Annotated in this window: 18 protein-coding genes; 5 read left to right on the top strand and 13 right to left on the bottom strand. The window is 62.4% G+C overall.

Annotated elements, in window-relative coordinates; all coding sequences use genetic code 11:
- Window positions 1-250 precede the first annotated feature (250 nt).
- A complete protein-coding gene (locus ACJO3T_RS15340) occupies window positions 251-1,357 on the top strand; it encodes an AraC family transcriptional regulator (protein ID WP_406979027.1) in 1,107 nt (368 codons plus the stop codon).
- A 105-nt stretch (window positions 1,358-1,462) separates the two neighbouring features.
- Window positions 1,463-2,626 (top strand): GGDEF domain-containing protein, encoded by a 1,164-nt coding sequence (locus ACJO3T_RS15345; protein ID WP_406979028.1) that lies wholly within the window; start codon window positions 1,463-1,465, stop codon window positions 2,624-2,626.
- Between the two features lie 41 nt (window positions 2,627-2,667).
- Here ACJO3T_RS15345 and ACJO3T_RS15350 read toward each other — a convergent pair whose 3' ends face one another.
- From ACJO3T_RS15350 to ACJO3T_RS15375, 6 genes are all read right to left on the bottom strand, one after another.
- The gene (locus ACJO3T_RS15350; RefSeq protein WP_406965585.1) at window positions 2,668-3,942 is read right to left on the bottom strand and encodes a TRAP transporter large permease; all 1,275 of its coding nucleotides are present in this window, start codon (window positions 3,940-3,942) and stop codon (window positions 2,668-2,670) included.
- Between the two features lie 2 nt (window positions 3,943-3,944).
- Window positions 3,945-4,442: a TRAP transporter small permease gene (locus tag ACJO3T_RS15355; protein ID WP_406979029.1), complete on the bottom strand. Its 498-nt coding sequence runs from the start codon at window positions 4,440-4,442 to the stop codon at window positions 3,945-3,947.
- A gap of 78 nt (window positions 4,443-4,520) precedes the next feature.
- The gene (locus ACJO3T_RS15360; protein WP_406965581.1) at window positions 4,521-5,543 is read right to left on the bottom strand and encodes a TRAP transporter substrate-binding protein; all 1,023 of its coding nucleotides are present in this window, start codon (window positions 5,541-5,543) and stop codon (window positions 4,521-4,523) included.
- Between the two features lie 137 nt (window positions 5,544-5,680).
- Window positions 5,681-6,646, bottom strand: a complete 966-nt coding sequence (locus ACJO3T_RS15365; protein WP_406979031.1) for a C-terminal binding protein — start codon at window positions 6,644-6,646, stop codon at window positions 5,681-5,683.
- Window positions 6,647-6,712: 66 nt separating this feature from the next.
- On the bottom strand, window positions 6,713-7,471 hold the full coding sequence (locus tag ACJO3T_RS15370; RefSeq protein ID WP_406965579.1) for a fumarylacetoacetate hydrolase family protein: 759 nt from the start codon (window positions 7,469-7,471) through the stop codon (window positions 6,713-6,715).
- Window positions 7,472-7,475: 4 nt separating this feature from the next.
- Window positions 7,476-8,198 carry a FadR/GntR family transcriptional regulator gene (locus ACJO3T_RS15375; protein WP_406965577.1) on the bottom strand — a complete coding sequence of 241 codons (723 nt, stop codon included), beginning with the start codon at window positions 8,196-8,198 and terminating at the stop codon, window positions 7,476-7,478.
- Between the two features lie 223 nt (window positions 8,199-8,421).
- Here ACJO3T_RS15375 and ACJO3T_RS15380 point away from each other — a divergent pair, with 223 nt between their 5' ends.
- From ACJO3T_RS15380 to ACJO3T_RS15390, 3 genes are all read left to right on the top strand, one after another.
- On the top strand, window positions 8,422-9,588 hold the full coding sequence (locus ACJO3T_RS15380; protein WP_406979032.1) for an iron-containing alcohol dehydrogenase: 1,167 nt from the start codon (window positions 8,422-8,424) through the stop codon (window positions 9,586-9,588).
- Window positions 9,589-9,594: 6 nt separating this feature from the next.
- Window positions 9,595-11,097, top strand: coding sequence for a CoA-acylating methylmalonate-semialdehyde dehydrogenase (locus tag ACJO3T_RS15385; protein ID WP_406979033.1), 1,503 nt, complete (start codon window positions 9,595-9,597; stop codon window positions 11,095-11,097).
- Window positions 11,098-11,173: 76 nt separating this feature from the next.
- On the top strand, window positions 11,174-11,983 hold the full coding sequence (locus ACJO3T_RS15390) for an IclR family transcriptional regulator (protein WP_406979034.1): 810 nt from the start codon (window positions 11,174-11,176) through the stop codon (window positions 11,981-11,983).
- 48 nt (window positions 11,984-12,031) lie between these two features.
- Here the strand turns inward: ACJO3T_RS15390 and ACJO3T_RS15395 are convergent, their stop codons facing one another.
- From ACJO3T_RS15395 to ACJO3T_RS15425, 7 genes are all read right to left on the bottom strand, one after another.
- On the bottom strand, window positions 12,032-12,919 hold the full coding sequence (locus ACJO3T_RS15395; protein ID WP_406965571.1) for a crotonase/enoyl-CoA hydratase family protein: 888 nt from the start codon (window positions 12,917-12,919) through the stop codon (window positions 12,032-12,034).
- Window positions 12,920-13,065: 146 nt separating this feature from the next.
- Window positions 13,066-13,398: a hypothetical protein gene (locus ACJO3T_RS15400; protein WP_406979035.1), complete on the bottom strand. Its 333-nt coding sequence runs from the start codon at window positions 13,396-13,398 to the stop codon at window positions 13,066-13,068.
- 70 nt (window positions 13,399-13,468) lie between these two features.
- Window positions 13,469-14,671, bottom strand: coding sequence for a helix-turn-helix transcriptional regulator (locus ACJO3T_RS15405; RefSeq protein WP_406979037.1), 1,203 nt, complete (start codon window positions 14,669-14,671; stop codon window positions 13,469-13,471).
- A gap of 143 nt (window positions 14,672-14,814) precedes the next feature.
- Window positions 14,815-15,525 carry an HNH endonuclease family protein gene (locus tag ACJO3T_RS15410; protein WP_406979038.1) on the bottom strand — a complete coding sequence of 237 codons (711 nt, stop codon included), beginning with the start codon at window positions 15,523-15,525 and terminating at the stop codon, window positions 14,815-14,817.
- A 128-nt stretch (window positions 15,526-15,653) separates the two neighbouring features.
- The gene (locus tag ACJO3T_RS15415) at window positions 15,654-17,915 is read right to left on the bottom strand and encodes a helicase C-terminal domain-containing protein (RefSeq protein WP_406979039.1); all 2,262 of its coding nucleotides are present in this window, start codon (window positions 17,913-17,915) and stop codon (window positions 15,654-15,656) included.
- The gene (locus tag ACJO3T_RS15420) at window positions 17,912-19,612 is read right to left on the bottom strand and encodes a VRR-NUC domain-containing protein (RefSeq protein ID WP_406979040.1); all 1,701 of its coding nucleotides are present in this window, start codon (window positions 19,610-19,612) and stop codon (window positions 17,912-17,914) included. Before ACJO3T_RS15420 ends, ACJO3T_RS15415 begins: the two co-directional genes overlap by 4 nt.
- A 92-nt stretch (window positions 19,613-19,704) precedes the next feature.
- Window positions 19,705-20,142, bottom strand: a complete 438-nt coding sequence (locus tag ACJO3T_RS15425) for a DUF4864 domain-containing protein (RefSeq protein ID WP_406979041.1) — start codon at window positions 20,140-20,142, stop codon at window positions 19,705-19,707.
- Window positions 20,143-20,208 lie beyond the last annotated feature (66 nt).

The raw sequence follows: 20,208 nt of genomic DNA on the forward strand, positions 1-20,208 counted from the left end.
ACCGCAGCCTGAAAGCCTCAGGCCACGGCCAGGCAGTCTGTTCACCCCTCCCGCTTCAGACCATGCCAGTACCGGCTACCCTCTTGGGCGAAACGGCCAAACCCGAAAAACGTGAATCAGATCACGTCCAGGAAACATGAAAATCATAACCATTGGGCGACATGGTCATATAGGCACCGTGTAGGCAAACCACCCGGGACGAACACCGGGCCAAGAACAAGAACCACCTCAGGAAGAGACAGGACGCCAGATGTCCGATCACGTATCCGTGGAAAGGGGCAGCCAACACCGGCTGGGTATCGGCACCTTCGATATCCTGCTCAGCTATGCCCGGGAACAGGGGCTGGACCGGGTCCGGTGCCTGCAACGCGCCGGTGTCACCCCGGATGCCCTCGACAACCCGGACACCGTTATCGACGCCAGCCAGGAACTGGCCCTGATTCGCCTGCTGGTCCGGGAATGCGGCTCCGCCTTTCATCATGGCCTGCAGGTAGGCGGTCGCCAGGGGCTCACCGCCCATGGGGTATGGGGGCTAGGCGTGATGAGTTCCGCCAATGGCATTGTGGCCCTGCAGTGGGGCGGCCGGTTCGCGTCCGTCGCCTTTCCCTTTGTCCGCTACCGCTGGCGGCTGGGTCGCCGGGGCCCGCTGCTGCTGATGGACGATGACCACCTGCCGGACGATGTATCACCGTTCATCGTTGCCAGGGACCTGGCCTGCCTGTGGAGCCTGCACCGGGAACTGCTCCCGGGGCATTCCATGGGCGTCAACGAGCTACGCCTGACCCTGCCGGAGATGAACGGCATGGACATGCTGCGGGACCTGTACCCCTGCCCCGTCCGCACCCGGCAGGCCCATACCGGCATGACGCTCGACCCGGCCACCTTCCAGCAACCGTTCAGCGGGGCCAACCGTGTTACCCAGGCCCAGTGCGAACGCTACTGCCGAGAGCTGATCAGCCAGCGCAAACAGCGCCTGGCGCTTTCAGACCGGGTACGGGACTTCCTGCGAAACCAGGGCGATAACCTGCCGACCCTGACGGAAGTAGCCGGGGTGTTCCACCAGTCGACCCGCAGCCTGCGCCGCCAGCTCAGCCTGGAAGGTACCGGCTGGCGCCAGTTGCGGGATGAGGTGCTGGAACGCCGGGCCCGAAGACTCCTGGGCTCGGCGCACTACACGGTGGAACAGGTGGCGGAACAACTGGGCTACACGGAAACCTCCAGTTTCTCCCACGCCTTCAAGCGCTGGACAGGACTCTCCCCGGCGAAGTTCAGGCAGGCCCAGAGTGGGCCCCAGGCCAGCCGCTCACCAAACCACGAGGACGTGTTGAGAAGGATGATAAAAAGCGACATAACGTGACGCAGACTATATTTTTCAATTCCTTGAGGGGGTAGGTTACGCGACTCGCCCGTCCACACCGGCCATTGGTCAGACGGGCTACAAACTCCCAACGAGGATGGCATCATGGAAGACTCTCCGGGCAGGACGCCCGCCAGCGCACGACAGGAGTTGTCCCGCCTTACCGACTACCGCCGCTACACCTACGCAGTGGCGTGCCTCATGGCCATGGCCATATTCTTCGTCAGCTGGCTGTTCCGGCATCCCCATGACTTTTTTATCGCCATCGGCTACCCGATCTTTTCGGTGATCTATGGTGTTTCCTGCGTCCTGCTGATTCATGGGCGTGTGCGCCTGCGGCTGCTGGAAGTCGGCCTGGTATCCCTGATCGCTGTGATCGTGCTCAGCCGGCTTGCCTGGCATTTCATCGCCGGTGATCCGTTCGGCGCCAACTTCATGCCACTGGTGTCCGGCCATTACTGGGCCGTGGGGATGCTGATCGTCGTGGCCTTTATCGCCCTGGGCTTCCGGGCCGGGATGGCGGTTGCCCTGGTGACCTTTTCGTTCTCGGCCCTGCTGGCCACCGGTGCCTCCCTGAGCTGTGCCCTGGACGGATCGGCGGGCTGTTCAGATGCCATGTATTTCCTGCGTATCCACTTTTTCCTGCTGACGCTGCTGGCCCTCACCAGCGCGGGCACCCTGCTACGGGACCGCACCTTCTCCGCCATCGCCCGTACCGAATTGCTGGAGCGCGTGAACGTCACCGACGACCTGACGGGCCTGGCCAACCGGCAGGGCGCCCTCGATTACCTGAAGAAAGCCACCCGTATCGCCAGACGCAAGGACCAACCATTGTCGCTGGCCCTGGCGAACCTGGATCATTTCCGCCGGATCAATCACCACCAGGGCCATGAGACCGGTGACCGGGTCATGGCCCTGGTGGGGGAATTACTGACAGAGGCCATGGGGCGTGACAGCCTGGTGGCCCGGTGGGGCAGCGATGAGTTCCTGGTGGTCAGCCCCGGGATGACGGAAGGGGAGGCCCTGCACAGTGCCGAACATTGCCGGTGGCGGATGGAGCAGTTGCCCATCGCGGGTCTGACCGTTACCGCCACCTTCGGTGTGGCCCAGTATCATCCGGAGCGGGACCTGGACGAGGTCCTGTACCGGGTCGATCAGGGCCTGGTCCAGGCAAGGAGCCTGGGCCGCAATATCGTCGCCACCGCACCGGCGGAGCGACCAGCCCCCCATACCTTGCGGCACCGGCGGGAGGATGCGACGACAGTGTGAGGGGCACTACCCTCCCCCCAAGGGGCCGGCCAGACGGAACACTAGAACAGTAGCCCAGGCAGGAAGGTCGACAGGAAGGGCACGTAGGCCAGCACGATCAACCCCAGGATCAGTGCTATCAGGAACGGTACGATTGCGCGACTCAACCGACCAATGGATACCCCCGAGATGCCACAGGTGGCAAACAGCGTGATGCCCACCGGCGGCGTTGCCATGCCTATGGCCAGGGCGACCACCGTCACCACCCCGAAATGCACCATATCAATACCAAGCTGTTGGGCAATCGGCGCAAAGATCGGCACCGCCAACAGAATAATGGCACCGGTTTCCATGAAGGTGCCCAGGATCAGGTACATGATGATGATCAGCATCAGGATGATGTACATGTTGGTCGATATACCCAGAATCGCGCTGGAGGCCATCTGCGGCACCTGCTCGATGATCATCACCCAGCCGAACGGACTTGCCGCAGCAATCAGCAGCATGATCATCGCGGAGTTCAGGGAGGCCTTGTAGAAGATGGGCACCAGGTCACCCAGCCTGAGTTCCTTGTAGACGAAGAAGCTGATGATCAGTCCGTAGACCACGGCAATCGCGGCGGATTCCGTTGGCGTGAACGCCCCCGTCATGATCCCGCCAAGGATAATGATCGGCAGCAGCAACCCCCAGACCGACTCGAGGAAGGGTTGCCAGCGCTCTTTCCAGGTCCGCCTGTCTTCCGTCGGGTAGCCGTGCTTGCGGGACCAGATCAGGTTCACACCGATCAGCAGGACCGCAAGGAATATCCCGGGGATAATCGCGGCGACAAAGAGCTGGCCAATGGAGACGTTGGCCACGATACCGAAGATGATAAAGGTAATGCTGGGAGGAATGATCACCCCCAGGCAGGAGGCGGACGACACCACGGCCGACGCATAGGCCTTGGAGTAACCCCGCTTTTCCATCTCCGGGATGGTCAGCTCACCCACGGCGGCAGCCGTGCCGGGGGCCGAACCGGAAATGGCCGCGAAAAAAGTGCACGCCAGGATGGACACGGCCGCCAGCCCACCGGACACATGACCCAGCAGCGAGCTCGCCAGGCGGACGATACGACGGGAAATCCCGCCCCGCTCCATGATCGACCCCACCAGCATGAACAGGGGGATCGCCAACAGGGGAAAGGAATTCACGCCGGCAATCATCCGCTGGGGAAGGATACCGATGGGTGCCATGCCCGAGGCCACCAGGCTCGCCAGGGCGGCAATGGCCAGGGCGAAACCGATGGGAACATTGATCAGAAACGCAATCAACAGTGTCGCAACGAGGGCAAACAGCATGGTCAGTGACTCCCCGACGCGGTGAAGCGCTTCCAGGCATCGCCGATTTCCAGGGTGCAGTAGAACACCATCATAGCGCCCATCACCGGAATCGACAGGTACACCCAGCTCATGGGAATGCCCAGGGCCGGTGACGGTTGGCCATCCGCAATCTTGACGTTCTGCCAGCCGTAATAAACCATGAATCCGGCAAAGATCAGGATGGCCAGATTCACCAAAATGTGCATCAGGGGAGCGAATTTACGGGGCAGCAGATCAACGAATATAGTGATGCCGATGTGTATCCCTTCACGCACACCAATCGCGGCGGCCATGAAGCTGCACCAGATAAAGATGAACCGGATAAGCTCCTCACTCCAGGAGGACGCGCTACTGAACACATAGCGCATGATCACCTGATAGAAGGTAAGGCCGGCAATCGCCATCATCATGGCGACCAACTGCCACTTGACCAGGGTATTGAAGTAGTGAACCAGGCCCGAATCGTTTGTTGTCTTCACGTTTGCCATCCCGACATCGTCACCGCTTATTATTGGAGATGAAGCCGGGGGAAGCGTGAACTCCCCCCGGCTTCAGTATTACTTGGTGTTGAGGATGCGCTGGACCAGTTCCCTGGCCTTGTCGGCATCGCCCTCGCCGATGGTTTCATAGGACATGGGATAGATGTCCTGCTTGGCGACCTCGATGAAGTCGGACTTGTCCACCTCATTGATCACCATGCCCTTCTCTTCCAGAACGCCACGGATCTCCTGCTCGTAGCTGGCCAGCTCCGCCCGCTGGATATCACAGGCTTCCTTGGCGGCTTTGGCGATAATGGCCTGGTGTTCCTCACTCAGACCCTGCCACCAGCGCTCGGAGGCGATGAACTGACGGGGATAGTAGAAGTGGCCGCTCAGGGACAGGTATTGCTGGACCTCATAGAAGCGCTGGCTGTAGATGAGGTTCATCGGGTTTTCCTGCCCATCGACAACACCTTGCTGCAACGCCGAGTAGAGTTCGCCGAACGACATGGGAACCGCTGAGGCACCAAACGCGTTCACCGTATCGATCATGACTTCGCTTTCCATCACCCGGATCTTCAGGCCCTCCAGGTCTGCCATGGTCTCGATGGGGCGCTCGTCATTGGTGAAGTAGCGGAAGCCGCCATCGTTGTAGGCCAGGTGTCGGATGCCCACGTCCAGGTACGCTTCCTGGACCTGCTGGCCGATCTCGCCGTCCAGCACCTTGTGGGCATGGTCAATGTCCCGGAAGATAAACGGCAGGTCCCAGAGCATGGCTTCCGGCACGAACCGACCCATGGGGCCGTTTTCGACGTCGCCCATTTCCAGGCTGCCCATCTGGACGCTCTCGACGATGGTCCTGGCATCGCCGAGTTGTCCGGCGGGATAGATGTTGACCTCAATGGCCCCGTCGGAGCGCTCTTCCACCATCTCCTTGAAGGCAGCCACGCCAACGTTCTGGGGGTCCTTGGGATCGGTATTGCCATTGTGGGCAAACTTGATGGTGACATCGGCGGCGGATGCCACGACTGGCACGGTCAGTGACATCGCGCCGGCCATCATGACGAACGCTGCGGTTATGGCAGACAGTTTACGGTGCATGTGGTACTCCTTGTTGTTGTTTTGCATTGGCGATCAGACGAGTGACGCCGTGTTCGGATCAGGTTGGATCCGTTTTCTGGGAAATGACCATCCCTCATGGGACGGGCCGGTTCGTTATCGTTGTTATCGGGCTGCCGCTAGCTCCGGTTGACCCAGAACTTCGGCTGCCCCTCCTGGAGGGTGCGGATGATCTCCCGGGACGCCTTCTTCCTCAGCTCGACCACGGAGGCCTCGGAGTAGAACGCGGCATGGGGTGTGATGACCGTGTTGGCAAGCCGGGACAGCGGCGGGGCCTGCTCCGGCGGTTCAGTCTCCAGCACGTCAATGCCGGCACCGGCCAGTCGACCCTCCTCCAGAACCTCCTGCAGGTCCTGCTCATTGATCAGCCCACCCCTTGAGGTGTTGATGACATACGCGGAGGGCTTCATCTTCTCCAGGTTTTCCCGGTCGATGATGTGGTGGGTGTCGTCGGTCAGCGGCACATGCAGGGACAGCACATCGACGCTGCCCAGGAAGTCGTCAAAGTCGGTGACGCGACGAATACCATTGTCGCTGAAGGTGGATTCCGGCGCGTAGGGGTCATAGCCAACCACGTCCATACCGAAGGCGGCGGCCCGCCGGCCCACCTGCTGGCCGATCGCGCCACAGCCAAACAGCCCGAACACGGCGCCCCGCAGCGGGGGCATGGGTTTGGCATCGGCGATGCTCCAGACCCCATCGGCCACTTTACGGTTCAGCAGGCAGGTGCGACGGATCACGGACAACGCCAGGGCCATGGTGTGATCGGCCACTTCATCCAGACAGTAGTCGGGAACGTTAGCCACCATGATCCCGGCTTTGGTGGCCGCTTCCAGGTCCACATTGTTGAAGCCGATGCCGGCTCGCACGATGACCTTGCAGCGGGTGAGGCTATTAATGACGCTGGCATCCACCTTGGCGTAGACCACCAGCATGGCATCGCAGTCACGGCCCTCGCGGATCAGGGTGTCGACATCCGGGGCGCTGGAAAACGTCAGCTCCGCATCGGCGAGCCCCAGTTCGTCCCGCTCGATGGCCGTGTCGGGGAAGATACTATCGGTCATGAATACAGAATACTTGGCCACGGTCTGCTCCTTTCAGAAATCGGGGAAACGCCGGCCACATAAGGCCGGCGGCGTCTGGTCCGTTGCTTAACCGGCCACCAGTTGATTGGTCAGCGAGCCAATGCCGTCGATGGTGACGGTCATGGAATCGCCGGGCGTAACGGGACCAACGCCGTGGGGCGTGCCGGTCAGGATCACGTCCCCCGGGAGCAGGGTCATGTGGGCCGAGATGTAGCTGACCACTTCATGCACGTTGAAGATCAGCTGGTTGAGGTTGGACCGTTGCCGCACCTCGCCATTCACGGTCAGCTCGATGGTCGTATCCTTCTGATTGATGGTGGGGACGATGCCCGGTCCAATCGGGCAGAAGGTGTCGAAGGACTTGCCCCGGGTCCATTGCTTGTCGCCCAGTTGCAGGTCACGGGCGGTAAAGTCGTTGGCGCAGGTGTAACCGAAGATGTAGCCGCTGGCCTCTTCCACCGACACGTTCTTGGCGCGCTTGGCGATGACAATGCCCAGCTCCCCTTCATAGTCCAGGCGTTTGCTGTGGGCCGGAGCGACAATCGCCTCCTGGTGGCCAATCACCGAGGTGGAGGGCTTCATGAACAGCAGCGGTTCCTTGGGCAGGGTCTCGTTCATTTCCGCCGCGTGGTCCCGGTAGTTCAGCCCCACACAGACCACCTTGCTCGGCTCGCAGGGTGCCAGCAGGCGAACACTGGCCAGGTCCACGGAGCGCTCACTGGCGCTGCCGCCCTCCAGCATGGGACCGTTGAGATAGAAGACCTTATCCCCTTCCAGGTAGCCTTCATGGATTTCGTTGTTGTTGTCGTTAAAACGCACGTACATCTTTTTATTCTCCAGCTTTGAGTTTATCGATCCCGGTCATGTGATCGAGCCTTTCCTGTACATCCAGCAGGTGGGACTGCATTTCGTGTTCGGACTCCGGCACATCGCCCCGCTTCAGGGCGTCCAGGATCCGGCGGTGATACTTGATGGACTCCTTCATCACCGTGGCGTCATAGCCGACCCGGGTCTGCACCTTGAAGATCAGCATGATGATGGAGTTGTAGAGAATGATCAGGACGCTGCTGCGGGAGGCCTTGGCAATCTGCTGGTGGAACGCGATATCGGCGATCACGAAATCGTTGTTGTTCTCCCGCTCGTCGGCATCGATCATTGAGGCCAGGTGCTGCTCCATCAGATCGATGTCCTCGTCGGTGATCCGCTCCGCCGCCAGGCTCACCATGGTCTTCTCCAGGAACAGCCGCGCTTCGGTGATGTCCTCGTAGCTGGTGTCATCCAGCAGGATCTTCAGGGTCAGCGTCTCCTCCAGGATCGAGGAAAAGCTGGTGGTAATGACGGTACCGGCATTCGTGCGCTTCAGCAGCCCCTGGAGCGAGAGGATCTTGAGACCCTCCCGCACCGATGCCCGGCTGACGGCAAACTGCTCGCAGAGCTCCCTTTCACCGGGAATCCGGTCGCCTTCCTTCAGCTCACCCTTGAGAATCAGCTGCTTGATCTTCTCAACCACCAGGTCGCTCAAGCTCTTTCTTTCCAGGGGTTCAATACTCATTACGCAACATGCCTCGACGAATCGGATAAGGACGCTTCACTGGATCAATGGACTGATGGTCTGACCACTCGATCTGGAAATAGACTAGATTCGAATTATTCAAACCGTCAAGCACTTTTTTTAATTCTTATATTGCAATAACGATACTTTTTGTCTCATTATCGAATAACAAGATCGATAACACCCTTTCCCAAACGCCCTATACCAACAAGAGGATCAAGCCATGACCCAACGAGTCGTCCTGCCGCGCATCCTGGAAACCGGACCCGGCACCCTCCAGCGCCTGCCGGACATCCTGTCCACCCTGGCATGCCGCAACCCACTGATCGTGACCGACCAGGTGATGATGTCCCTCGGCTACGCTGACCGGCTCACCGATATTCTGAAGACAGCTGGCATGACCTGGGGGCTCTTTGCCGACACCGAGCCTGAGCCCACCGAAAGCTCCCTCCTGCCAGCGGTGGAACAGCTCCGGCAAGGCAGCTTCGATGCCGTGGTGGCGTTGGGCGGAGGCAGTGCCATCGACAGCGCCAAGGCCATCTCGGTACTGGGTCTCCATGGCGGTCGCATGGCCGACTACAAGGTGCCAAGGGATGTATCCGAGCCGGCACTGCCCGTGGTGGCCATTCCCACCACCGCTGGTACGGGGTCCGAGGCCACCCGCTTCACCATCATCACCGACGGCGATTCCGATGAAAAAATGCTGTGCATGGGCCTGGCCTTCATGCCCTACGCCGCGATTGTGGATTACGAACTGACCCTGTCCGTACCCGCCCGGGTTACCGCGGATACCGGCATTGACGCCCTGACCCATGGCATCGAGGCCTACGTCAGCCGGAAGGCCGGCCCATTCAGCGACCAGCAGGCCCTGGCCGCCATCGCGCTGATCGCGCCCAACCTGCGCCGGGTCTACCACAACCCCGAGGACCGGGAAGCGCGGGAGGCGATGATGATGGGCTCCACCCTGGCGGGCATTGCCTTCTCCAACGCGTCCGTCGCCCTGGTCCATGGCATGAGCCGCCCCATCGGCGCCCACTTCCATGTGCCCCACGGGCTCAGCAACGCCATGCTGCTGCCCGCAATCACCCGATTTTCCCTGCCCGGGGCGCCGGACCGGTATGCCCGCTGTGCCCGGGCCATGGGCATTGCCGGGGCGGAAGATTCGGATGACGCCGCCAACGACAAGTTGCTGGCGGAATTGCGCGCCCTGAACCGGGAGCTGGAAGTGCCCAGCATGGCGGCCTTTGGCATCGACGAGGCCCGTTTCATGGAGCTGCGGGAACTGATGTCGGAACAGGCCCAGGCATCCGGATCACCGGGCAACAACCCCCGGGTACCCAGCCAGGCGGAAATGGTCGAACTTTACGAACAGGTGTGGAACCAGGAGTAAATCAGGATGCAGAACATTCTCGGACATTTTATCAACAACACCCACAATGCCGGCGACGGCGGGCGCACGGCCCCGGTCCATGACCCGGCCACCGGCGAAGTCCGCTGCCAGGTCGCCCTGGCCTCAAAGGCCGACACCGAGCGCGGTATCCAGGCCGCCCATGAGGCCTTTTCTGCCTGGTCCCGGACGCCGCCACTGAGCCGGGCGCGCATCCTGTTCCGGTTCAAGGCCCTGCTGGAAGAACACGAGGACGAGCTGGCGGAACTGATCTCCCGTGAACACGGCAAGGTCCTGTCGGATGCCAGGGGGGAACTGACCCGGGGCAAGGAAGTGGTGGAATTCGCCTGCGGCATGCCCCACCTGCTCAAGGGAGAACACAGCCGCAATGTGGGCAGCGAGGTGGACACCCATTCACTGATGATGCCTCTGGGCGTGTGTGCCGGTATCTCGCCGTTCAATTTCCCGGCCATGGTGCCCATGTGGATGTTCCCGGTGTCGATTGCAGCCGGCAATACCTTTATCCTCAAGCCCTCGGAGAAGGATCCCTCGGTCGCCCTGCGCATCGCCGAACTGCTTGCCGAGGCGGGCCTGCCCGAAGGCGTCTTCAACGTCATCAACGGCGACAAGGAAGCCGTCGATGTGCTGCTCACCGACCCCAGGGTCGAGGCCGTCAGCTTTGTCGGCTCAACCCCGGTGGCCGAGTACATCTATGCCACCGGCAGCGCCCATGGTAAGCGAGTGCAGGCCCTGGGTGGGGCCAAGAATCACCTGGTGGTGATGCCGGATGCGGACCTGGACCAGGCGGTCAACGCCCTGATGGGCGCGGCCTACGGCGCCGCCGGTGAACGCTGCATGGCCATCTCGGTGGCGGTGGCGGTAACCGATGAGGTGGGGGATGCGCTGGTCAAACGCTTAAAGGAGAAGGTGCAGGCACTGCGAGTTGGACCGGGCTACGGCGTCGACACCGAGAACGACATGGGACCGCTGATCTCCGGCGAGCACCGGGACCGGGTGCGGGGCTTTATCGACTCAGGGGTAGCCCAGGGCGCCAGCCTGGTGGTCGATGGCCGTGGCGTTGAGGTTCCAGGCCATGAGACCGGTTACTTTATCGGCGGCACCTTGTTCGACGATGTCACGCCAGCCATGGACATCTACCAGCAGGAAATCTTCGGGCCGGTGCTGTCGGTGGTGCGGGTGCCTGACTATGAGTCGGCGGTGTCCCTGATCAACGATCATGAGTACGGCAACGGCACCGCGATCTTTACCCGGGATGGGGATACCGCCCGCAACTTTGGCGACGACATCCAGGTGGGGATGGTGGGCATCAACGTGCCCATTCCGGTGCCCATGGCCTATCACTGCTTCGGGGGCTGGAAACGGTCACTGTTCGGGCCATTGCATATGCACGGGCCGGACGGGGTGCGTTTCTTCACCCGCATGAAGACCATCACCAGTCGCTGGCCGACCGGCATTCGCCAGAATCCCGACTTCAACATGCCCACGCTGTAACCGGCGATGGAGGCCGATGCCCGACCGATGTCATGGTAGCATCGGCCTCCTGTTAACAATGTCTGGATAGGGATTCATGACCACCTCTCGCGACCACCAAGCGGCGTCCCGCCGTGAAAAAGGTTCCTCGATCCTGCGGGTGCTGGACATCCTTCACCATGTCTGCACCGCTGAAAAGGCGACGCCCCTGCCCGAGCTGATCGCCGAACTCAACATTCCCAAGGCCACCGCCCACCGGCTGGTCCAGCAACTGGAGGAACAACGCTTCTTCCAGACCAATATGCGCGGCAACCTGGTCCCCGGGCCCGCCATGCGTGCGATTGCCCTGGGGGTCATGAACAGCAACGAGATCAAGGTGCAGCGCCAGGCCATCCTCCAGGGCCTGTCACACCGGATCGATGAAACCTGCGGCATTTCCATTCCCGACGGCACCGAGATGATCTACTACGACCGGGTGCAGGCCAACTGGCCGCTACAGGTTCACCTGCCCATCGGCAGTCATGTGCCCATCTGGGGATCGGCCAGCGGCAAGCTCTACTTGGCCCGCCTGCCCAAGGCCACTCGCCGCCGGGTCCTCAGGAACCTGCCCCTGGTCAAACTGGCCCGCAACACCATCGTCGACGCGGACCAACTGGAAGAAGAGCTGGAGCAGATTCGCCAGACCGATCTGGGTATCGACAACGAGGAATTCATCGACGGCATGGTCGCCATCTCGGTACCGGTCACCCACCGGGACGGACGGCTGGCCGCCTGCCTGTTCTGCCACGCCCCGGTTATCCGCAGCAGCCTGGAAGAGCTGAAGGCCCACGAGCCATTGTTACGGGAGGCGGCAGTGCAGTTGCAGGAAGTGCTGATTGATGCGGAAGACAGGGCTACGCAACCGTAGCCCCAGGAGCCTGCGCGATGTCTACCGCACAGACTCCTACCGGAAGGCTTACTCGAACGGCGGCTCATCCCACCAGGGGAAGAACGCGGGCATGTCGGTGGATACCTTGTTGGGGAACTCCGCCGGACGCTTCTCCAGGAACGAGGTCACCCCTTCCTTCGCATCCGCCGATTCGCCCCGGGCCTGGATGGAGCGGCTGTCGATGCGGTGGGCGTACATCGGGTGCGGTGCCGCGGACATGCGCCACAGCATCTGACGGGTCAGGGCAACGGACACCGGTGCAGTGTTATCGGCAATCTCACGGGCCAGTTCGTAGGCTGCCGGCAGCAGGTCGTCGGGCTCATGGAGCGAGCGGACCAGCCCCTTCTGCAGGGCCTCTTCGGCACCGAATACCCGACCGGTCATGCACCACTCCATGGCGGTCTGCATGCCCACCAGGCGGGGCAGGAACCAGGACGATGCCGCTTCCATGGTGATGCCGCGACGGGCGAAGACAAAGCCGAACTTGGCCTGGGTGGACGCCAGGCGGAAATCCATGGGCAGCTGCATGGTGGCGCCGATGCCCACCGCCGGGCCATTGATCGCCCCGATCACGGGCTTGAGGCTCTCGTAGATGCGCAGGGTATTGGTGCCGCCGCCATCACGATAGACATCCCCAACCCTGAGGGACTCCCGGGACAGGTCGCCGGACTGGGCGTTGCGGTCAAAGGTGGAACCGCCGGAGGCGAGGTCCGCCCCGGCACAGAAGCCGCGGCCCGCACCGGTGATCACCACCGCTTTCACATTGTCATCGGCGTCGGTCTCGTCGAACAGGGCCAGCAGTTCCTCACGCATCTTCGCGTTGTAGGCGTTGAGCCTGTCGGGGCGGTTCAGGGTGATGGTGGCAATGCCCTGGTCCACGCTGTACTGGGTCGTTTCAAGGGTAGGTAAAGCCATAAGGCCTCCGGGTGTTGTTATCGGAATCTGGATCAGTGGATCTGGAAGACTAAGCAGACCGGCCGGATCTGACAAATGCATGATTTTGATGATCGACTATTCATACCATGCATAATCCTGCCCGCCATGACCGGATGAACGCGATCTCAGGCATCCGGACTGAAGTAGTCCTTGATCCAGTCCACCAGGGTATCGGTGCTGACCTCCGACAGGGGAGTCCGGCGAAATTCCCCCCCCATTTCCTCTTCCAGCGTCACGAACTGGTACAGCAGGGTGCCTGGCTCCTCATCGTGCAGGATCAGCAGGATTCGCCGGCGGGTCCGCAGACAGTCGATGGTCATCACATCCGCCGGAATACCGGCATCCCGCATGCCACGACGAACTTCCACCACCGGGTTGATGTGCTCGTGGGCCTGCTGGATGCGGGCATGGGCGTCGCTGGCCATATCCGACAGGGTTTTCAGGGGATCTTCAGGCATCAGGGGCTCCTCGTTCATATTCCCCAAGCCTAACAGAAGGTCCCCTGCCCGCGCTCGGCCGTCGCTCCAGCTACCCCAGGGCCCGCACCAGCGCAGCCACCAACTCCGCCTGGCGCCGGTAGCCATTCTTCGATAGCAGGCTCTTGATGTATTGGCGAACCGTGTGGATGGACAGGGCTTCGGCCCCGGCAATCTGGTCCGATGTCAGGCCCCGCATCAGCAACGCCGCCGTGCGCGATTCCGCCACCGTGCAGTCGAACAGGGCCCTGAGCCTGTCCTCGTCAACGTCGCGGGAGGAGGAGAAACAGATCAGTTCCGCCAGGGCTCCCTGGCCATGGCCGCCGTCATCCTGAAGGGGCGTAAAGCACAGGGCCAGACGCTCGTCTCCCGAGCCATCCACCAGCGTGACGGTGTCGTGAACGTTCAAGCGAGCATTGAAGACACTGGTGGCAATGGCCGCCATCAGTTCCTCGTTGAAGCCCGCATGACGACTCCGCAGAACGGGTGCCGGACCGTCGGTCACAAACAGCCGGGGATGATCCCGCAATACCTCCCTGGCCGACGCATTGAGCTGTGCCACCTGGGCCAGTTCGTTGAACACCAGCATGGGCTTGCCCACCAGGTCCAGCGCTGCCGACAGGCTGCTGTTATCCGCCCGGGTGTGGTACAGCTTGTGGTGAAGGTTGATGGCATTCTCAATATGGGGCGCCAGTAGGTTCATCTGCAGGATTTCCTGACGGCTGTACGGGCCTTCGCTGCGATGGCGGTTTGCCAGGAACACGATCTGGGCATCACGCCCCCGGGTCACCAGCATGCCGGCACTGTCTCCAAGGCCGGCTTCCGCCGCCCAGGCCCGGGTCTCCTCGGTGAGGAGGTCGAGGATCTCCATCGAGGCATCGCCACCGAGCAGGCTGTCGAAATGACGGGGAGGAAGGGCGGCGAATGTTTTCAGGGCCTCATCCTTCCGGGGTAGGCCACTGTTGATAAACCACTGCTCGAACCCCTCCGGATATCCGAAGGTCCAGCCATACATCATGTGGATGGGAGCCAGTGTGAGCCCCAGGATACCGCCCTGGAGGCACCGGAAGTGAGACTGGAAGGCATCGAAAAAGGGCTGGAACCCGCTGTTATCGTTGAGGCAGCGATACAGCGAGGCCACCAGTTGACTGTAACCGATGAAATCCCGCTCGCTGATGGCGCTGTCATCCGGCGCCTCCGGACCCCGCGGCAGGACGAATCCGTCGCCCCTCGGGATGGTGTCTTTCGGGTCCATGCACAAGGCTTCCCGTTGATGGCGACAAGGCCACGTTTCAGATCTCAATGATTGTGTATTTAACTTATATTTTATTGCACCCGGTATATCAACATCCGGTATAGCGCCTTGTCACAAACCATCGTCCTCCGGTTATCACCTCATTAGCCACGACAGGTGTCGAGTAACCGGTTGAAGGCCCGGGCTTCTGATTCCGGAGGCTTGAGGTCGTACTTGATCAGGATTCGCATGAACCGGCTGATGTACTGGCACTCTCCCGCCGGCGGCATCCACTCGTCCGGCCCCCGGCCACCCTTGCTGCGGTTCAGGCTGGCTTCCACGGGCCAGAGGTTGAGGGGGTCGTTGGCAAAGGCCTCCCGGCGGTCCCGGGACCACTCACTGGCACCGTTATGCCAGGCCCAGACCAGGGGCACCACATGGTCGATGTCGATATCACCGGCGTTCTGGATCACCTCGCCGGTAAACGGCGATACCCAGCGACCAGTCACCACCCGGCACCGGTCCGCGTCGGCAAAGCGGACGTTGGTGGTGGAGGTAGCAATCAGCGCTTCGGCGCGACTGTCCTGGCAGTCGCCGTCCCGGTCGTCCCAGCCGTGGCCGAAGGCGCTGCGCCGGTAGCCCGCATCCGCCGGGTCAGCGCTGGCAACACTCACCCCATCCGGCAATCGCCCATCGGCGGCCAGGCAGGCGTCGAGGCTGTCATAGGCGGTAAAGGTGGTGGTGCGCTCATACCAGGGACTGTGCGGCGGATGGCAAAGCCCCGAGGAAGACTGCTTGACGGTGGCCTGGGCCAGCACCGGGACAAGCCCGAGCAAAAGCACAGCCACCAGGTTCCGACAGCGAACTGAAACCATGGACATTCCATATACAGCAGGTACAACAGAGGGCTACCTGATTGCCGCCCTCACCTGCGAGGCATTGTATACAGGTGTTCCGTCTGCCGTCATTGCGCCTTTCGTCAGACGACCGAGGGTTTTCCGGTTCAGTCAGATGACGGATCAAACCACCACCCAGGCAACAGCGACCGGTTCGCCGGCTGCAGGAAACGGTCGTCGATCAGCCATATCACGCCTTTGTCCTCCGGTGTCCGTATCACCCGGCCCGCCGCCTGGGCCACCTTCTGCAGGCCGGGGATGCGGTAGGTGTAGTCGTAGCCGGTGGCAAAGCGGGCGTCCAGCCGGGTCTTGAGCACTTCGTGCCAGGGATCGAATGGCGGCAGACCAAGGGTGGCCACGAAGGCGCCGATCAACTGGTCACCGGGCAGGTCGATGCCTTCACTGAACACCCCGCCCAGCACCGCAAAGGCCACCGCTGGCTCGGGCTGACGGAAGCCCGCCAGGAAATCGGCGCGCTGTTCGTGACTCATCCCGGGGTGTTGTGACCGCTGGGGCAGATCCGGAGCCCGGTTAGCCAGGGCCTCCGACACCTGTCGCATGTACTGGAAGCTGCTGAAGAAGGCCAGGTAATGCCCCGAGCGCGCCCGGAACTGGCGGGCGATCAGGTCCGCGATGTCCGCCAGGGACGCCTCCCGGTCCGGTTTGCGGGTGCTGATGTCTGGCGTGAACCGAACCTGCAACTGCCCGGCATCGAACGGACTGGGCAGTGAGGTAAAGCGGCTGTCATCCGGCAGCCCCAGCAGGTCCCGGTGGTAGACACCCGGGGTCAGGGTGGCGGAGAACAGCAACACCGAGTCGGCCGCCGTAAAACGCTCCCGCAGGAAATCCGCCGGAATCAGGTTCTGGATGGTCACGCTGGCCCTGCCCCGCCCTGGCCGGTGGAACTCGCACAGGGAGTGGTCGCCGAACTGGTCCGCCAGTTTCAGGAAGGCCACGCTCTCGAACAGCAGTTCCTGCAGGGCCAGGTCCGGCGGGTTATCCGCCAGGTAGTCGGTCAGGGCGGAAACCAGACCCTGCAGCGCTGCGGGCAGACGGTTGGGCAACGACTCGAGGAATACCGGCTCGGTGCCCGCCGCTTCCTGCTCCCGCCCCACGTCCTGCCAGGTCCTGGCCACCCGGTTCAGGGGGGCCTTCAGGCTCTTCGGCGCTGTCTTTTTCACCCGTAACAGGCGTTGCTGATCCAGTCGCACCGAGTACATGCCCCGGGCCCGGTCCACCAGGTTGTGGGCCTCGTCCACCAGCACACTGGCCCGCCACTGGTTCTGGTTGACCAGGGCATGGAGCAGCGCACTCTGGTCAAACAGCCGGTTGACGTCGGCCACCACCACATCGCTCCAGCGGGCCATCTCCTGGGCCAGGAAATAGGGGCAGAGTTCATGGCCGGCGGCTATGGTCGCCAGCCGCTCCCGGGTCAGGGGTTCCCGCACCTGTGCCGCCTCGGCCCGGGCATCCGGCAGGCGGTCGAAAAAGCCCTTCGCCAGGGGGCAGGAATCGCCGTGACAAGCCTTGCCCGGGTGTTCGCAGGCGTCGTCCTTGGACACCAGTTCCAGGGTGCGAAGGGACCAGTGCTCCGGTTCCGGCTGGGCGGCCCGCAGGGCGTTCATCCCATCAATGGCCAGTTGCCGGGTGGTGTTGCGGCAGGTGAGGTAAAACAGCCGGTCCTGGCCACCGGCCGGCATGGCCATCAGCGCCGGGAACAGGGTGCCCAGGGTCTTGCCCAGCCCGGTGGGGGCTTCCAGTAATAGGGTGCGGGACCGGACGGCATTGCGGTAGACGGTTTCCGCCAGTTGCCGCTGGCCGGTGCGGAAATCCGCGAACGGAAACCGGATTTCCCCCAGCCGCTGATCCCGCTGTTCGCGATGGTGTTCTTCCTGCTCGGCCCAGTGTCTGTAGGCGCGGCACAGGGTTTCCAGTTCCTGCCACAGTTCGTCCGCGGTGGCGGTTTCCGTGACCGGCGATTCCCTGTCCCGCCCGGTATCGTAATAGACCAGTGACAGGGTGATCTTGCGACGGTCTTCCTGGCGGCACAGTAACGCGCCATAGGCCCGCAACTGGGCCCGGTGCAGGGCACGCTGGTGGTCGCGGATACGGGACAAGTCACCCCGGTGGGTCTTGATCTCTTCCAGCAGGCCCTTGTGGGGGTTGTACAGGTCGGCGCGACCGGAAAGCTCCAGGCCCAGGCATTCACCGGTAAGCAGGTATTCACTCTGGTAGCCGTAGCCACGGCGGGACTGCACCAACTGATGACCTGCAATGCCCTCCTCTGACGAGGGCGCGGGGGTATAGCGGAAATCCAGGTCGCCCCGGCGGGCGGCAAACTCGCAGAGGGTGCGTACTGCAACCTTCACGTGCCGTCACCCTGCCAGCGCACGTAGCAGACCCGCGCCGCGATGCCCTGGTGGTGGAAGAACGCCAGCCATCGCCGCTGATGGTCCTGCAGGCGGTCACCGGGGCCCTTCACCTCGATCATCTCATAGCGCCGGGCCGGGGCCGCCTCATGGGGCAGGAAACGGATCAGGTCCGGGAAACCGCTGCGGTGTTCCTTCAGGTTGTGGAGCAGCCGCCGGAACAGCACCTCCAGATGGTCGGCGGGGATGCAGTCCAGTGCCAGTTCCAGCAGGTCTTCGTTCACCACCAGCCAGTTGACGAAGGGGTTGGCGAGCCCCTGCTTGCGCCGGTAGTTCGCCAGGATGATGTCACCGTAATCACCGTCCTCCAGGTGGGCAAAGCACTCTTCCAGCGGTTCCCGACGACGGGGTACGAAATCCTCACGGGTCAGGTCCACCGGCCCCATATGGAAGGGGTGAAAGAAGGCCCCCGGCACCGGGGCGAAGACCACGTCCCAGCACAGCAGTCCGAACAGGCCGTTGATCAGGGTATTTTCCACGTAGAACACTGGCTGGTGGTCCTGCCACAGGTGCTGCTGGACGGCCACCTCCACCGGCACGCCCGTGTGGGGCAGGGTTAGCAGGAAGTCGTCCGGCGCGGGCTCGGCGGGCAGCTCCGGAACCGGCTGCCCCACCTTGCGGGCCACCCGCTTGAGGATGCGAGCCAGGCCCTGGGCCTCGGCATCGCTGAGTTCCGTGGTATGCCAGTCCCGGGCAATGGCCCAGGCGTCGTCAAAGCGCTTCATCCGCTCCAGCAACCGCAGCTGTTTCAGCCGCGCCTCCCGGTGGGTGCTTTGTGCCAGCACCTCCAGCGCCAGTTCCCGCTCGCCCTGGCGTTCCGCCTGCCGGCCCAGCTCCAGCAGCAACCGGTCACGGCGGCTGGCCAGCCAGGTATTTTCAGTGGGTGCAGGTACTTGCGGCCAGAGATCCGCAGCGGGCACGCCCTCGTCCAGTTGCTCCCGGCACTGGTGCATGACCAGGTAACAGTCCACCTCCTCCCGGTGCTGGAACGCCCGGGACTCCGGCGTGAAGGGGACCTGTTCGTACTGCTGGTAGCCCAGTTCCACCAGCACGAAATCCGACCAGTTCTGGCGCAGGTTGCCAAAGAACATCAGGCGGATACGGTCGAACAGTGGCATATGGGGCAGGTGGACCACGTTATCGTGATGCGCCGGCAGCCAGTCCGAAAGACGGATAGCATCGTCCAGCTGACCCGCCAGCACCGCTTTCATGCCAGCCTTGGGAAGCGTCCGGGTATATCCGAGATCCGACAGGGTGGCCGCAAACGCCGGTCGCAATTCCGCCAGGGTGAACAGGCGGAACAGGTCATCAAGGCGGACCAGATCCGCTGTCTGCACCCATCCACCCGCCGCCAGTTCCGCGAGGGCAACCGGTTCCGGCTCCGGCAGTTCCGGGTAACTCAGCTTGTCGGCACGGAACAGCTCACCGGTACGCATAATCATCCGGGTCAGCAGGGCCCGGGCAGACACCGACAGCAGGCGGAAATCCGCCAGCCGACGGCGCTCGTCGGCCGTCAGCAGGTCGCCGTGGTGATCGTCGACCCAGTTCACCACGGTTTCCATGTTTTCCAGGTAGTACAGGGGGTTGGTCAGGTCCGCAGCCTGTGGTCGCGAATCCTGCCTGTCGGGGGTGTTCATCACTGACGAAAGCAACCTGTGGCGGATGGCATCGAGGACCCAACTCTACGATGAGTCCAGGCGGGGCTCAAGGCATCTGGTGTCCCTGAGGATCAGATGCCAAAATCCGCCCGCTGCAGGGTGACACCGCCCACCTTCCATTCACTGTCCTTGCGGACCATGCGGTAATAGGCATCCCAGAGTTTGCCTTCCGGCCCTTCCAGGCGCACCACCTGGATTTCGAACTCGTCGTGGGGAATGCGTTGCCCAAAACGGATTGACGCAGCCCGGTGTACCGGTGGGTAGGCGTTCTGTACTACATAGAGCAGCATTTCGGGGGAACGCAAACGCCTCTGGATACCCCGGGAGGCATGGACCCAGGCGCCCAGTTCGTCATCGTTGGCAAAGGCTTCGATCTGAGTGAGGATGACATCGCGGATGGCCGCGTCCGTCTCGTCAGCCAGCGGCGAAACGGAGACCAGGGCGAGCAGCCCCAGGGCCACCAGCAGAACCGGCAGCCCGACATGGACAGTTCGTCGTCTTTTCGCCATCTTGGAGCCCTCCGCAGGGACCGACACTACCGGTGGATACGGTCGTGAGCCGACGATGGATGGACC

Source organism: Marinobacter shunpengi (assembly GCF_045449715.1).
In the GTDB taxonomy this organism is placed as follows: domain Bacteria; phylum Pseudomonadota; class Gammaproteobacteria; order Pseudomonadales; family Oleiphilaceae; genus Marinobacter.